Here is a 13744-nt window from a genome sequence, read left to right on the forward strand (position 1 = left end):
TTCTAATCTTCCTCCGAATTTCCATTATTCGTATTATTTCCATTGGTACTGCCCGTTCCCGTTTCTGTACCACCATTCGAACCCGTATGGGTTCCATTGTCATTTCCAGTATTTGTAGTATCTGATGTGTCTTCTGATTTCTTTGTTATGGTTATCACTGCAGTCTGTGTTCCATTTACCGAATATAAGCTGTCATCCAGCTCCAGGGTAACTGTTACGGTATGATTGCCTTCTGCCAGTCCTGCTGCATTTACATTTCCCTTAATACTGTCTGCCATAAGTTTATCCAGATCATTACGCAGTCCCTTTAAAGTTATCGTAACTGTACTCTCTGCAAAGGCTGCTTCATAACCCTCTTTCAGATTCTGAATTGCAATGTTTTCAACCGGTACGCTATAAGATTCTGACACAATCTGCTCCACCACTGCGGTTACTTCAACATTCAGATTGTCAGCATCGACCACCTCTACATCATCCGGCAGATAAGAAGAAATATTAATTGTCTTCACTACATTGCCAGTTGCATCGCTGATATCCAGCTGGTCTGACGGAATCACAATACTTCCGGCTGCGTTCAGTGCTTCCGGTGTTCCCTTTATCGCTATCTTATTCGGATTAATCGTCACTCCGGTGCATACAAATCCATCTGCAACCGTTCCACTCGGTTCAATTTCTACTGAAAGGTTACGGATATTAAGTATCGTAGCCGAAATTGTCACTTTATCAATATTAAAATTCAGCTTTGAGGTGTCTACTGCCTCACTGTTTGCATTATATACAACCGGAACTACACTATCCGTCAAGTCTGCGGATGCACCTGTTACATCAATGGTTGCTTCTACATGATCAATCTGATTCACCACCGATTCCGGTCCGGTTACTTTTAAGATGTTCGGAGATACCCGCACATCTCCCACCGCATAATTCTCAGCTGCATCTCCTACTGTTTTTGCCTTAATAGAAAACTGTGACAGCATCAGATCTTCTACATTTACTTCCATATACTGTGTTTTGCCCTGGAAGTTCACCGCAGACGCATATCGTGTTGCAGTTATCTCAATCGGTACCCGGTATACACCGTCTACCTGCTCAACATTCTCCATATCTGCTACTGCCCGGAAGTCAGTATTACTCAAGTTCTTCATAACAGAACGCACAGTAGAAACCTTAAAGGTTACCTGCAGATTACTGTCCTTTGCTTCAAAGTATTTGCCCTGCTGTGTCATATAATCCGAATTGGTTATCGTAATAGACGTGGTAAAGTTCTTCGCCTGTGTCGGATCATCAATGTTGACAACAACGAGCCACAGCACAACAGAGAAGAATAATGCTGCAACCTTCAGTCCAAAATTATTCGTCACCAGTTTTGTCAGCTTTTTTAACATTGCGTAACCTCCTCTTCAGTAATTGGAAGCGCTTTGGTTCGATATTGCTGCTCTGGAGAAATTTCAGTTTGCTGCGCAGAAACTCCGCATCCACATTACGGTACAGCTGTCCACCCATCGCAATAGAAACCTTTCCGGTTTCCTCTGATACCACAATTGTAAGAGAATCACTCACTTCACTAATTCCAACTGCTGCACGATGTCTGGTTCCCAGATCCTTGCTCAGTTCCAGGCTGTCAGACAGTGGCAGATAACAGGTAGCAGAGACAACTCTGTCCCCACGTACAATAATAGCTCCGTCATGTAACGGAGTGTTCTTTTCAAATATATTAATCAGAAGCTGGCTTGATACCAGGGAATCCAGTGCAATACCGGTTCTTTCGTATTCTGTCAGCATAATTTCATTTTCCACTACAATCAGGGCTCCGGTCTTCACCTTACCCATCTCATAGCTTGCCTTTACCAGTTCTCCAATCGTATGGTCATTGAAACGTTCCACTCCGTCTTTCCCAAAATCAAAAGAAAAGAGGGATGAAATAAATTTCTTTCGTCCCAATTCTTCCAGTGCTTTCCGGAGCTCCGGCTGGAAGATAACAACGATTGCAATAATCGCTACATTAATCGTCTTCTCTGCTATCCAGAGAATTGTATTCATCTGGAAGATTGCTGCCACAAGTACAAACGCTAAAATCACAAGAATTCCTTTTAACAGCATCCATGCCCGTGTATCCTTAATCCATTTCAGGACGTGATAAAACAGGAACGCAATAATAAGCATTTCTACAATATCAGTCTTTGATACCGTAATGTTCAAAACGCTTACCCACGCCAGATAATTTTCTTTAAAATTTTCCAACACTGTCAAAAATGACTGCACCTGTTCCACTTCCTCTCTGTCTTATTTCAGCAAATCTTCGTCTATATCCATTTCCTCTGCCAATGCTTTGCGGGAAATACGTTCTTTTTCCTCATCCTTGGCTGCGATACGTTTTACCTTTTTCTCCTTGGTTGTAACATAAATCTTCGGTACCGCTTTTACATAATAGTAATATTCATCATCCTCAAACTGTACCCGTTCTGTCCTGCTATAATCCAGGTTAAAGAACAGGAACTGCTGTATCAATGCAATCACCGTAGAAATTACGCTTCCTACAATAATCCAGACGATTCGTCCCTTGATGCCCAGCATTACAAAACCGCTGATCAGCACAGTAAGTCCAATCAGAATGCCAGCCAGTGACGCCACTGTCCATGCATGATCTATGGACAGGCGGCGCACTACATAAACCACCAGTAAAATCACAATAAAAGTTGCCAGTACCAGATACATTTCCTTATTACCCAGCAGCTGGTTGATTGCTACCACCATTTTTGAAGCCGCATTGCTGTCCTCTTCCACCGCACTTAATACTGCCTCATTTTCCTTTATTCCCTTCAGGAAATAAAACATCACAGTTCCGCTCACAATAGATGCAGCAGATGCCGGTGTCCGTAACAGTCCTGCTGAAATCGGCATGATATACGGGATATGTAATGTAAATGTTATCGGTGTCAGCACTGCATAATAACCATCTTTTGGTGAAAACCGTAAATACAGCAGTGCGATAACTAGCATAAGAATCAGTCCTACCACGCATACATCCATAGACAGTGCAAATAAATGTGCAGCAATCAGAATGAACGCAAACAACAGGATAGCGTTGACCGGAAGAACCGCACATAACAGTGCCAGTACCAGTGTTACCGGAAGTCCAGCCAATCTGGTCATATAGCCAATATTTTGATTGATCAGTAGAAATACCACTGTTGCCAGAATAAACTTAAGTACCGGCACCACATATATTTCATTTTTTCCAAAAAAGCGGATTAACCGCTCCTTCAGTTCGAGTAAACCCGTCATCCTAAACCTCCCAGTCATCCGTATTAGATATATTTTCTTCCTCACAATACAGACTGCTCACCCTCTTCAGTCTGTTATAATACTCCTTCACCTGTTTTCTCCCCTTTGTATATCTACGATTATAGATAATATAAGTAATAAGCAGATAAGCAGCCAGAAATACCAGATACACCATTACAATCTGGATGCCAAATCCAATCATATCCATATCATTAATTTTCTTTACCAGATTCTCCATGTCGTAAAAAAGCCACAGCACAAAAAGAAGTCCAAACGCAATGGTTCCGGCAAAAAAGCTTTTTATCAACTCCATGGCAACATAATCTCTTCTAAAATACTGTGTTGCTTTCTGGCAGGCTTTACTTTCTTCATTTTCGAATTCTGACAGCTTTGTCATATGTCTGACGCGTTCTTTACTAATCATACTCTGCTCCTAAACAAACTCTCTTTAGTATAACATAGATATTATCTTCTGAAAAGAAAAAACTGCCACCAGTCACTGCGGCAGTTCTTATCTACAGTTACAGATATCTCATCTTATCTCTTTCCTTCGGTCTCTTATCCAACTGAGGCTCCACCGGTTTTTTCTTTATTACACTCTGGAAGTCCGTTTCCATTTTACGTTTGCATTTTTCACAGAAACGTCCTGTTTTGATAATTGTTCCACAGCCTTCACATTCCAGACCAAGTGGTGAATCTTCTGAAAAGACAAGTCTTTCTTCACGCACCCACTGTTTAATCTGTTTTACAGAAACATCATTATCTTCCGATACAACCTGTATCGGAGTATTCGGGTTCTGCCGCAAATATTCTTTTACCTCCTGGAACTTCTCTTCCAGCTTATCTTTGCAGGCTTTACATAACGGTACGCCCCCATAATAATTAAATAATCTTCCGCATCCTTTGCAGTTTCTTACGTCCATTCTTTCTCCTCCTAATGTCCCCTGCCAATGCTAATGCAAAGCACATAAACCTCTTGTATTCCTGATACCTTCAAACATTCTGCTGCTGCATCCACGGTACTTCCAGTTGTGTAAATGTCATCTACAAGCAGAACTTTTCTTAATTGTACTATATTTTGTGCGATTGTAAAAGCCTTTTTCAGATTTTTCTTGCGTTCCTGGTCATTAAGTTCCTTCTGGGGTCTGGTATTTATACACCGATATAGCAATTTCGTTTCTACCGGAATTCCGGTACGTTTTCCTATTTCCTTTGCAAAGAGTTCTGCCTGATTATACCCTCTCTCCCTCCTGCGTTTCCGATGCAGCGGAACCGGTATGATTGCATCTATCCCCAGTCTTGAAATCCACCGGGCATACTGTATACATGCCATTTTTCCATAAAAAGCTGCATATTCACGCCGATTGGCATATTTAAAACGATACAGCGAGTGTTGCACTGCCCCCTGATAAACAAATACTGCCTTTCCCGAATCAAAAAAATGTTTTTTCCGGTCACAGTCACCACAATATTCCTTTCTGGCATTCCCAATGGGTTTTCCGCACCGTTTACAGACCGGTTCCTGCACCAGTTCTGCCTTTCCGATGCACTCCGGGCAGATTTCCCCATCCGGCGGTATTACCTCATCACACAGCGGGCATCTTCTTGGGAATATAATATCCAGTATATTCATTATTTCCTTTCCAAAACTCTCTTTGCACATATTAGCACAGTCCCTTTTGCAAAAACATTAACATTCTCTTAATTTTTCCTGATAAAAATAGGATTTAATTTATTGACTTATTTTTCTCTACTTATTATAATTAGTCTATTCGGATTAACGCTTTAATGCATAAACGCGCAGACGCACGAACGCGTTAAATCAAAAAAAAACATTACATATTTCAGGAGGAAATTATTATGAAAAAAATGAAGAAATTTCTCTCTCTTTCAGTTGCAGCAGTTCTTGCGCTCAGCATGACCGCCTGTGGCTCCAAAGCAGGAGATACCCAAAACGCTGACGCTACAGAGAAAAGTTCATCCAACGCAAAGTACACCGTTGGCATCTGTCAGCTCGTACAGCATGAGGCATTAGATGCTGCAACAAAAGGATTCAAAGACTATCTTACCGAGAAATTAGGTGATGACGTTGTTTTTGACGAGCAGAACGCACAGGGTGATTCTGCCACATGCGCAACTATCGTTAACTCCTTCGTTTCCAAAAATGAAGACCTGATTCTTGCAAATGCAACTGCTCCTCTTCAGTCTGCAGCTGCTGCAACTACAGATATTCCTATTCTTGGAACTTCCGTAACAGATTATGCAACCGCTCTTGACATTTCTGACTGGTCAGGCACAACAGGACGTAACATTTCAGGAACTTCTGACTTAGCTCCTCTGTCCGAGCAGGCAGCTATGTTAAATGAATTATTCCCGGATGCTAAAAATGTCGGACTGCTTTACTGCTCCGCAGAAGCAAACTCACAGTATCAGATTGACGTTATCAAAGAAGAATTAGAAAAATTAAATTACACCTGTACTGCATATTCTTTCGTTGATTCCAACGATATTGCAAGTGTTGTCCAGAGTGCTGTAAATGATAACGATGTTCTTTACGTTCCTACCGACAACACTGCAGCTTCCAATACAGAAGTCATCAATAACATTGCAGGGGAAGCCGGTGTTCCAATTATTGCAGGGGAAGCCGGTATCTGTAAAGGATGTGGTGTTGCTACCTTATCCATCAGCTACTATGACCTTGGATATCAGACAGGTAAAATGGCATACGAAATCTTAGTAAATGGTGCAGACCCATCCACTATGGAAGTTGAATTTGCTCCAGCAGTTACCAAACAGTACAACCCTGACATCTGCGAGAAGCTTGGCATCACTGTTCCAGACGATTACGAAGCTTTAGACATGTCTGAGTAATTTTTACTTTTGAATTATTTATTTAGAAACCGGAGGAACTTATTGTGGAATTGCAAATTGCTGATTTATTAAACGCTATGCCCGGTGCTGTAGCCCAGGGATTAATCTGGGGTATTATGGCAATCGGTGTATACATCACTTTTAAAATACAGGATGTGGCAGACTTAACCGTGGATGGAACCATGAGTCTTGGCGGTGCTGTCTGTGTTACTCTGATTGCTTCTGGACAGAATATCTGGGTAGCAATCCTTGCCGCTACCATATCCGGTATGCTGGCAGGATTAATTACCGGAATCTTCCATACAAAAATGGGAATCCCGGTAATCCTTGCAGGTATTTTAACCCAGCTTGGATTATACTCCATTAACTTAAAGATTCTTGGCGGCAAATCCAACCAGGCAATCAGCGCTGACAAATACGATTTAATTGTATCTTTACGATATGTAAAAAATGTGGCTTTTTATAAAAACACCATATTTATCGTTGCTATCTTCGTCATCGCCATTATAGCTATCCTGTACTGGTTCTTCGGAACTGCAAGAGGCTGTTCTATCCGTGCTACCGGATGCAACCCGAATATGAGCCGTGCCCAGGGTATCAACACAAATTTCAATACCGTAATCGGTTTAATGATTTCCAACGGTCTTGTTGGTCTTGCCAGCGCTCTTTACTCACAGTATCAGGGATTTGCTGATGTCAATGCAGGACGTGGTGCTATCGTAATCGGTCTTGCTGCCGTTATTATCGGTACTGTATTGTTCGAAAAGATTTTCCACAACTTTGCGTTGAAGCTTTTATCTGTCGCTATCGGTGCTGTTATTTACTACGCTGTACTTCAGATTGTTATCTGGCTTGGTCTTGATACCAACTACTTAAAGCTGTTATCTGCACTTGTGGTTGCTTTCTTCCTTGCAGTTCCTTACTGGAAGAAGAAATATTTTACAAAACCAGTAAAGAAAGGAGCCAAAACCAATGCTTAAAGTTGATCATATTTACAAAACATTTAATCCGGGAACCATTAACGAAAAAACCGCTCTTAACGGCACTACCCTTACTTTAAACGAAGGTGATTTCGTTACTGTCATCGGTGGAAATGGTGCCGGAAAATCCACTTTATTAAATGCTATTGCAGGAGTATTCCTTGTGGATGAAGGTTCCATTTCTATTGATGACGTAGATGTTACAAGAATGTCTGAGCACAGACGTGCCAGTTTCTTAGGCCGCGTATTCCAGGATCCTATGATGGGAACTGCTGCTACCATGGGAATCGATGAGAATCTTGCCCTCGCTGCCCGTCGTGGCAAAAGCAGAGGTCTTGGAAGCGGTATTACTAAGGCAGAAAGAGCACATTACAAAGAATTGTTAAAAGAGCTGGATTTAGGACTTGAGAACCGTCTTACCTCTAAAGTCGGACTGCTTTCCGGTGGTCAGCGTCAGGCACTGACTCTTCTTATGGCTACTTTAAACCGTCCAAAGCTGCTTCTCTTAGATGAGCACACCGCTGCTCTGGATCCAAAGACTGCTGCAAAGGTTCTTACTCTTTCGGATAAAATAGTTGCAGAGCAGAACCTTACCACTCTGATGGTAACACACAACATGCGTGATGCAATTGTTCATGGCAACCGTCTGATTATGATGAATGAAGGTCAGGTTATCTTAGATATTTCCGGAGAAGAGAAAAAGAATCTTACCGTAGAAGATTTATTAGAGAAATTTGAAGAAATCAGTGGCGAAGAATTTGCCAATGACAAAGCTTTATTATCCAAGTAATTGGTATCTGCCGGTTTTTAAACGAAAATTGACAAATGACTTGCTTTGCAGGTTGTCAGACACGCAAAAACCAGCCGGAATTCTGCAAAATACAGCATTTCGGCTGGTTTTTCTTTCTTTCCAGACACCCGTAAGAAGCGGTCGGTGGAAGGTTCTGCATGTCTGTACAGCCAACCACCTCTACACATTTTCTTCCAGTCTTGCCCGTAGACCGCTGTATCTGGTCTGCTCTGTAATATTCTGTTCCATCTCATAGAAGCACATTTCATTTCCCACAAGAGTTACACACTTTCTTGCACGGGTTACCGCTGTATACAAAAGGTTCCTGTTCATCAGCATTCTCGGGCCCCCAAGAAGCGGAATTACAACTGCCGGATATTCACTACCCTGGGATTTATGTATTGTAATGGCATATGCCAGTTCCAGTTCCTCTAATATTTTAAAGGAATACTCCACCACCTTGTCTTCATCATAGACCACGGTCATTGTCTCTTTATAATCATTGATTTCACGGATAATTCCCGTATCCCCATTAAACACACCGGTTCCACGGTCAATAGCAAATCCATATTTACTCAAGACCTCCCACTCCAGCTGATAATTATTTTTTATCTGCATGACCTTGTCCCCTTCGCGGAACACTTTATCGCCATACTCTTTTTCTTTCTTATCCGGAGCAGGAGGATTTAAATATTGCTGCAAGATACTGTTCAGTCGTTCTACGCCCAGATTTCCTTTTTTCATCGGAGTCAGCACCTGTATATCATAAGGCTGTGCATTTACAAATTTAGGCAGTTTCTGCATAATCAGCTGCAGTACCACATTGATAATCACATCTGCATCATATCGTTTCAGGAAAAAGAAATCCATGCTCTTGTTATCTAACACTACTTCTTCTCCCCCGTTGATTTTATGGGCATTGACAATGATATCACTCTGGGATGCCTGTCGAAAAATCTTGGTAAGCTGTACCACATGGAACTGTCCGCTGTCGATAATATCCTTTAATACGCTTCCCGGTCCTACGCTCGGAAGCTGGTTTACATCTCCTACAAGAATCAGTCTTGTTCCGGCTACCATTGCCTTCAGAAGGGACTGCATCAGGCTGATATCCACCATAGACATCTCATCGATAATTACAACATCCGTTTCCAGTGGATTACTTTCATTTCGTTCGAATCCTACCGCTCCTTCCATTCCACCGTTTAATTCCAGCATCCGGTGTATGGTTTTAGCTTCATATCCGGTCATTTCGCTCATTCGCTTTGCAGCTCTTCCGGTAGGTGCTGCCAGGAAAATGTCCAGACCTTCCAGTTCAAAATATTTGATAATACTGTTAATTGTCGTCGTCTTACCAGTTCCGGGTCCACCGGTGATTACCAAAAGTCCGTTTCTTACTGCCTCCGAAACAGCCTCTTTCTGGTGTTCATCCAGTTCCATGCCGGTCTGCTTCTCAATCTTATGGATTCGCTGGGCAATCTCTGCATCTGACACATCATAGGCAATATCCAGATTCTTAAGCATCATGGCTGTATTTACTTCCGTATAATAGAGTGGTGCGCCATAAATCTGAACCTGTTCACCCTCCTGTTTCATAATGATTTTCCGCTCTATCGACAAATCCATATACTGCTTTTCGATTGCTTCTTCTGTTACACCCAGAAGTTCTCCTGCCCGCTTTGTCAGTTCTTCCTCCGGCAGAAAAGTATGGCCCTCCCCGGATGCCTGTAAAAGTGTATACAATATACCGCTTCGGATTCGAAAATCAGAATCTGTATGAATACCGACTTTCTTAGCAATTTCATCTGCAATCCGAAATCCCACACCACTGATATCATCCGCCAGACGATATGGATTCTCCTGAATGATGCCGTATACTTCCTGTCCGTATTCTTTATAGATTTTCACCGCAAGATTCAGTGTAATGCCATACTGCTGCAAAAATATCATTGCCTGACGCAGATCTCGTTTTTCAGAGACCTGGTCTGATATTTCCATTGCTTTCCGTTCACTGATTCCTTTCACTTCCGCTAACCGCTCCGGTTCTTCTTCGATAATCCGGAAGGTATCGCCTTTAAATCTTCTTACAATTCTTGCTGCAAGTGCCGCACCAATCCCTTTAATTGCTCCGGAGCCAAGATAACGCTCAATGGACAGTTCATCGGTTGGTTCTTTCTCCACATAACTTTCAGCTTTAAACTGCTTTCCATAGGTCGGATGTGCCGTATATTCACCGGTCACTTCGATATTCTCTCCCTCACTGATTCCCGAAAAGATTCCCACGCAGGTAATCTCTTCTTCTTCGCAAACCAGCACCAGTACCGTATAGCCATTGTCAGCATTTCGATATATGATATGATCTACATAACCGGTTATCGTCTCCATCGTCTTTCCTTTCCAACAGAATAAAGAATGTGCCTTGGCACAGTCTTGCGCCTGCGGCGGTCGCTTGCGACATCTGCCTTATACGCCGCAGTGTGCATCCTTGCGGAGCATTTTTTACTTTACAGGAAAGCAATTTCCTGTAAAGTAAGAGAAGGCTGTCATCATATGACAGCCCCTTTTATCGTCTTTTTTAAATTCTATTCCATATTATAATTACGCTTCATCTGCTCATACAGCTGCTGTGCCAGACTGTTACTTCCGCCACTCTGTTCTACTGACTGGCTTGCCAGCTTCTGTATCATCTCGTCTTCAAAATAATCCGTCATCTGACTCATACTGGCATCCTGGTCTTCGTTCTCCGGAATGGTTTTCTTCATTTCCTTATAAACCTGTTCTAAGAAATATGCCTCAAATTCCTTGCAGACATCCATCAGTTCGTCATCCGTTGCACCTGATAAATCTGAATTCAATGTCTTCTCCAGTCCATTGGAACTGTTACTTGCCTGTGATGAAGTTGTATTCAGCAATGTCGAAATATTATCCATCGATATACTCATACTTTACCCTGCCTTTAGAACTATCTTCTTAATGAATTTGCCTGTCCAAGCATCTCATCTGCTGCCTGAATCGCCTTAGAGTTTAATTCATATGCACGCTGTGCAATAATCATATTAACCATCTCGTCTGCCACCTGGACATTGGATGCTTCCAGATAATTCTGGCATACCTTGCTTCTGGTCAGTCCCGGAGTAGTCAGCTCATTCATCGGATTACCGGATGCTGCTGTTGCAACCAAAAGGCTTCCAGAATCCTTTTCCAGTCCAGCCGGATTGGTAAACTGATATACGCCAATCTGTCTGTTCATATCTATGGTATTGCCTGCCGCATCTTTATAATAGAACTTTCCATCATTTGATACTTCGATAGATGATGCAGTCACGCCATCCGGCAGAACAATTTCATTTCCATTACTATCTAATACCGGAAGTCCGGCTTCATTGCAAAGTGTCGTCCCATTAGTTCCGATTGCCCAGCCAAATTTACCATTTCTGGTATAGTATGTCTGTCCATCTTCTCCACGTACCGAGAAAAATCCTTTTCCTTCCAACGCAAATGCTGTATTGCTGGAATTGGCAATTAATGCTCCATTGGTAAAATCAGATGTAATAGAGGCTACTCTGGTTCCCAGTCCCACCTGAACCGGAACCGGTTTTTCATCACCATTTGCAGAAGTTGTTTTAGACTGCAGTGTCTGATACAGCAGTGATTTAAACTCTGCCTGTTCGGATTTGTAACCTGTTGTATTTACATTCGATAAGTTATTAGAAATCGAATCAATATTTGTCTGCTGTGCAATCATTCCTGATGCAGCAGTCCACAATGCTCTCATCATAAGCCCTGCGCTCCTTATCTCTCTTGCGCCATCCGTGGCCAGCCTTTTATGAAACGTACCTGTTTCCTACTTATTTATATCGGCTTCTTTTGCACTTTTCTTTAGTTCTTTTTATACTTTACCTACATTATTTACGGCTTTGTCCAGTGTTGAATCCATCGTCTGGATAATCTTCTGTCCAGCCTCGTAAGCTCTGGTGATTGTAATCATATCTACCATTTCGGATACTACATTAATGTTGGAAGCTTCCAATGCACCCTGCTCTACTCTCGCATTCGATGCCACAAGCTGTCCGCCATTTACTACATCATAGAGATTCTCACCATATTTGCTGATATAGTCATAATTATCTACATCTACCACACCAAGTCTTGCAACCACCTGATTATTCTGCATAATACTTCCATCGGAAAGCACTTCAAAATCCAGATTCGGATTAATCCGGATATAATTCTCTGCACCAGGATTGCCAGTGGAAGCTCCATTCTGGTTCAGCACATAATCACCGTCTTTGGTCACCAGATAGCCTTCTCTGGTCAGTGTAAATGCTCCATCCCGGGTAAGCTTCATAGATGTTTCACCATTCTTATTGGTAAATGATACCGTAAAAAAACCATTTCCATCCAATGCCATATCGGTACTTCTGTCTGTCACTTTAAAGCTGCCCTGGCTGAAATCGGTATATACTTCGCCAATATGCACACCCATACTGATATTTCCCAGTACCCGCGGCTGCCCATAATCAGAAGTATCCTTAATCTTAATTGCCAGTGTATCAGCAAATGTATGGTTTGTGGTACCTTCCTTCTTATATCCGGTTGTGTCGGCATTTGCCAGATTATTTGTCAGAATATCCAGACGGTTCTGTTCGTCTAGCATTCCGGTCCATGCGGTATATAATCCTTTTACCATCTACAGTCCTCCCGAAATCTTAATCGTCGTCTCTCTTACCAGCTAAGAATTCTACGAATTTACCTGTACCAATTGCTACACAAGTCATTGGTTCTTCTGCTGTCATTGTATTAATTCCTGTCTTATCTTCAATCAGCTCTTCCAGTCCTCTAAGTAATGAACCGCCACCTGTCAGCACAATTCCTCTGTCTGCAACATCTGCTGCCAGCTCTGGTGGTGTTTTTTCCAGAACACTGTGTACCGCTTCTACAATCTGTAAAGTCGGTTCTCTTAATGCTTCCTCAGTCTCTTCTGAAGAAACAGTTACTGTCTTAGGAAGTCCTGTTACCAGATTACGTCCACGGACATCCATAGTTTCCGGCTGTGCCAGCGGGAAACAGGTTCCAATCTTAATCTTAATATCTTCTGCAGTTCTTTCTCCGATCAGAAGATTATGTTTCTTTCTCATATAACGGACAATTGCCTCATCAAAATCATCTCCGGCAATTTTAATTGATGTACTTACTACCGAACCGCCCAGTGAAATTACTGCAATATCTGCGGTTCCTCCTCCGATATCTACAATCATATTTCCACAAGGTCTTGCAATATCGATGCCTGCTCCAATTGCTGCTGCAATTGGTTCTTCAATAATTGCAACTTCTCTTGCTCCTGCCTGATAAGTTGCATCCTCTACCGCCTTCTTCTCAACCTCTGTTACACCACTTGGTACACAGACACTGATTCTTGGCTTACGGAATGTTTTCTTTCCCAGTGCCTTCTGAATAAAGTACTTAATCATCTTCTCTGTTACGGTATAATCAGAAATAACACCCTGACGGAGTGGTCTTACTGCTACAATGTTGCCCGGTGTTCTACCAAGCATCAGTCTTGCTTCTTCACCAATCGCCTTAATCTTGTTTGTATCTCTGTCAAACGCTACTACGGACGGCTCTTTTAAAACTACGCCTTTTCCTTTAATATAAACCAATATGCTGGCTGTTCCTAAATCAATTCCAATATCTGTTGAAACCATGTCAATGTTTCCCCTTTCATCTGTTTCATTATATGTGGAGTAATCTATCTCAAAAAAAGACAGACTACGCATTCAATCATATTCTTACATATATAATCACATTATATACAATA

At 42.0% G+C, this 13744-nt stretch carries 14 protein-coding genes; 3 read left to right on the plus strand and 11 right to left on the minus strand.

Features of this window, described 5'->3' with window-relative positions:
* Positions 1-2: 2 nt before the first annotated feature.
* The 6 genes from DW059_RS08150 to DW059_RS08175 form a co-directional block, all read right to left on the minus strand.
* Positions 3-1385, minus strand: a complete 1383-nt coding sequence (locus DW059_RS08150; RefSeq protein ID WP_117698435.1) for a CdaR family protein — start codon at positions 1383-1385, stop codon at positions 3-5.
* A complete protein-coding gene (gene cdaA, locus DW059_RS08155; protein WP_022244510.1) occupies positions 1351-2262 on the minus strand; it encodes a diadenylate cyclase CdaA in 912 nt (303 codons plus the stop codon). The genes DW059_RS08150 and cdaA overlap by 35 nt, the downstream gene beginning before the upstream one ends.
* A 21-nt stretch (positions 2263-2283) precedes the next feature.
* On the minus strand, positions 2284-3285 hold the full coding sequence (locus DW059_RS08160) for a hypothetical protein (RefSeq protein WP_117698437.1): 1002 nt from the start codon (positions 3283-3285) through the stop codon (positions 2284-2286).
* 1 nt (position 3286) lies between these two features.
* Entirely contained in the window at positions 3287-3709 is a 423-nt protein-coding gene (locus tag DW059_RS08165; RefSeq protein WP_117698438.1) for a hypothetical protein, read from the minus strand.
* 97 nt (positions 3710-3806) lie between these two features.
* Entirely contained in the window at positions 3807-4208 is a 402-nt protein-coding gene (locus DW059_RS08170; protein WP_117698439.1) for a flagellar protein, read from the minus strand.
* Between the two features lie 11 nt (positions 4209-4219).
* Positions 4220-4918, minus strand: a complete 699-nt coding sequence (locus DW059_RS08175) for a ComF family protein (protein ID WP_242986176.1) — start codon at positions 4916-4918, stop codon at positions 4220-4222.
* Between the two features lie 227 nt (positions 4919-5145).
* Between DW059_RS08175 and DW059_RS08180 the strand changes: the two genes are divergently transcribed.
* From DW059_RS08180 to DW059_RS08190, 3 genes are read left to right on the plus strand one after another with little or no spacing between them, the layout of a single operon-like run.
* A complete protein-coding gene (locus tag DW059_RS08180; RefSeq protein ID WP_330408337.1) occupies positions 5146-6156 on the plus strand; it encodes an ABC transporter substrate-binding protein in 1011 nt (336 codons plus the stop codon).
* Positions 6157-6206: 50 nt separating this feature from the next.
* A complete protein-coding gene (locus DW059_RS08185) occupies positions 6207-7136 on the plus strand; it encodes an ABC transporter permease (protein ID WP_117698468.1) in 930 nt (309 codons plus the stop codon).
* A complete protein-coding gene (locus DW059_RS08190; RefSeq protein WP_022244517.1) occupies positions 7129-7926 on the plus strand; it encodes an ABC transporter ATP-binding protein in 798 nt (265 codons plus the stop codon). The genes DW059_RS08185 and DW059_RS08190 overlap by 8 nt, the downstream gene beginning before the upstream one ends.
* A 180-nt stretch (positions 7927-8106) precedes the next feature.
* On the opposite strand, the gene recD2 is transcribed toward DW059_RS08190, so the two are convergent.
* The 5 genes from recD2 to DW059_RS08215 form a co-directional block, all read right to left on the minus strand.
* A complete protein-coding gene (recD2, locus tag DW059_RS08195; protein ID WP_117698441.1) occupies positions 8107-10311 on the minus strand; it encodes an SF1B family DNA helicase RecD2 in 2205 nt (734 codons plus the stop codon).
* A gap of 197 nt (positions 10312-10508) precedes the next feature.
* Positions 10509-10868 (minus strand): rod-binding protein, encoded by a 360-nt coding sequence (locus DW059_RS08200; protein ID WP_117698442.1) that lies wholly within the window; start codon positions 10866-10868, stop codon positions 10509-10511.
* Positions 10869-10888: 20 nt separating this feature from the next.
* Positions 10889-11704: a flagellar hook-basal body protein gene (locus DW059_RS08205; RefSeq protein WP_117698443.1), complete on the minus strand. Its 816-nt coding sequence runs from the start codon at positions 11702-11704 to the stop codon at positions 10889-10891.
* A gap of 111 nt (positions 11705-11815) precedes the next feature.
* Positions 11816-12616, minus strand: coding sequence for a flagellar hook-basal body protein (locus DW059_RS08210; RefSeq protein ID WP_117698444.1), 801 nt, complete (start codon positions 12614-12616; stop codon positions 11816-11818).
* Between the two features lie 19 nt (positions 12617-12635).
* Positions 12636-13631, minus strand: a complete 996-nt coding sequence (locus DW059_RS08215; RefSeq protein WP_022244522.1) for a rod shape-determining protein — start codon at positions 13629-13631, stop codon at positions 12636-12638.
* Between the last annotated feature and the right edge of the window lie 113 nt (positions 13632-13744).

Source organism: Roseburia sp. AF42-8 (assembly GCF_003435965.1).
Lineage (GTDB): Bacteria > Bacillota > Clostridia > Lachnospirales > Lachnospiraceae > Roseburia_C > Roseburia_C amylophila.

Coding starts and splice junctions, on each gene's coding strand:
- DW059_RS08150 (WP_117698435.1), bottom strand. CDS start 1,385: ATGTTAAAAAAGCTGACAAAACTGGTGACGAATAATTTTGGACTGAAG.
- DW059_RS08160 (WP_117698437.1), bottom strand. CDS start 3,285: ATGACGGGTTTACTCGAACTGAAGGAGCGGTTAATCCGCTTTTTTGGA.
- DW059_RS08165 (WP_117698438.1), bottom strand. CDS start 3,709: ATGATTAGTAAAGAACGCGTCAGACATATGACAAAGCTGTCAGAATTC.
- DW059_RS08170 (WP_117698439.1), bottom strand. CDS start 4,208: ATGGACGTAAGAAACTGCAAAGGATGCGGAAGATTATTTAATTATTAT.
- DW059_RS08175 (WP_242986176.1), bottom strand. CDS start 4,918: ATGAATATACTGGATATTATATTCCCAAGAAGATGCCCGCTGTGTGAT.
- DW059_RS08180 (WP_330408337.1), top strand. CDS start 5,146: ATGAAAAAAATGAAGAAATTTCTCTCTCTTTCAGTTGCAGCAGTTCTT.
- DW059_RS08190 (WP_022244517.1), top strand. CDS start 7,129: ATGCTTAAAGTTGATCATATTTACAAAACATTTAATCCGGGAACCATT.
- recD2 (WP_117698441.1), bottom strand. CDS start 10,311: ATGGAGACGATAACCGGTTATGTAGATCATATCATATATCGAAATGCT.
- DW059_RS08200 (WP_117698442.1), bottom strand. CDS start 10,868: ATGAGTATATCGATGGATAATATTTCGACATTGCTGAATACAACTTCA.
- DW059_RS08205 (WP_117698443.1), bottom strand. CDS start 11,704: ATGATGAGAGCATTGTGGACTGCTGCATCAGGAATGATTGCACAGCAG.
- DW059_RS08210 (WP_117698444.1), bottom strand. CDS start 12,616: ATGGTAAAAGGATTATATACCGCATGGACCGGAATGCTAGACGAACAG.
- DW059_RS08215 (WP_022244522.1), bottom strand. CDS start 13,631: ATGGTTTCAACAGATATTGGAATTGATTTAGGAACAGCCAGCATATTG.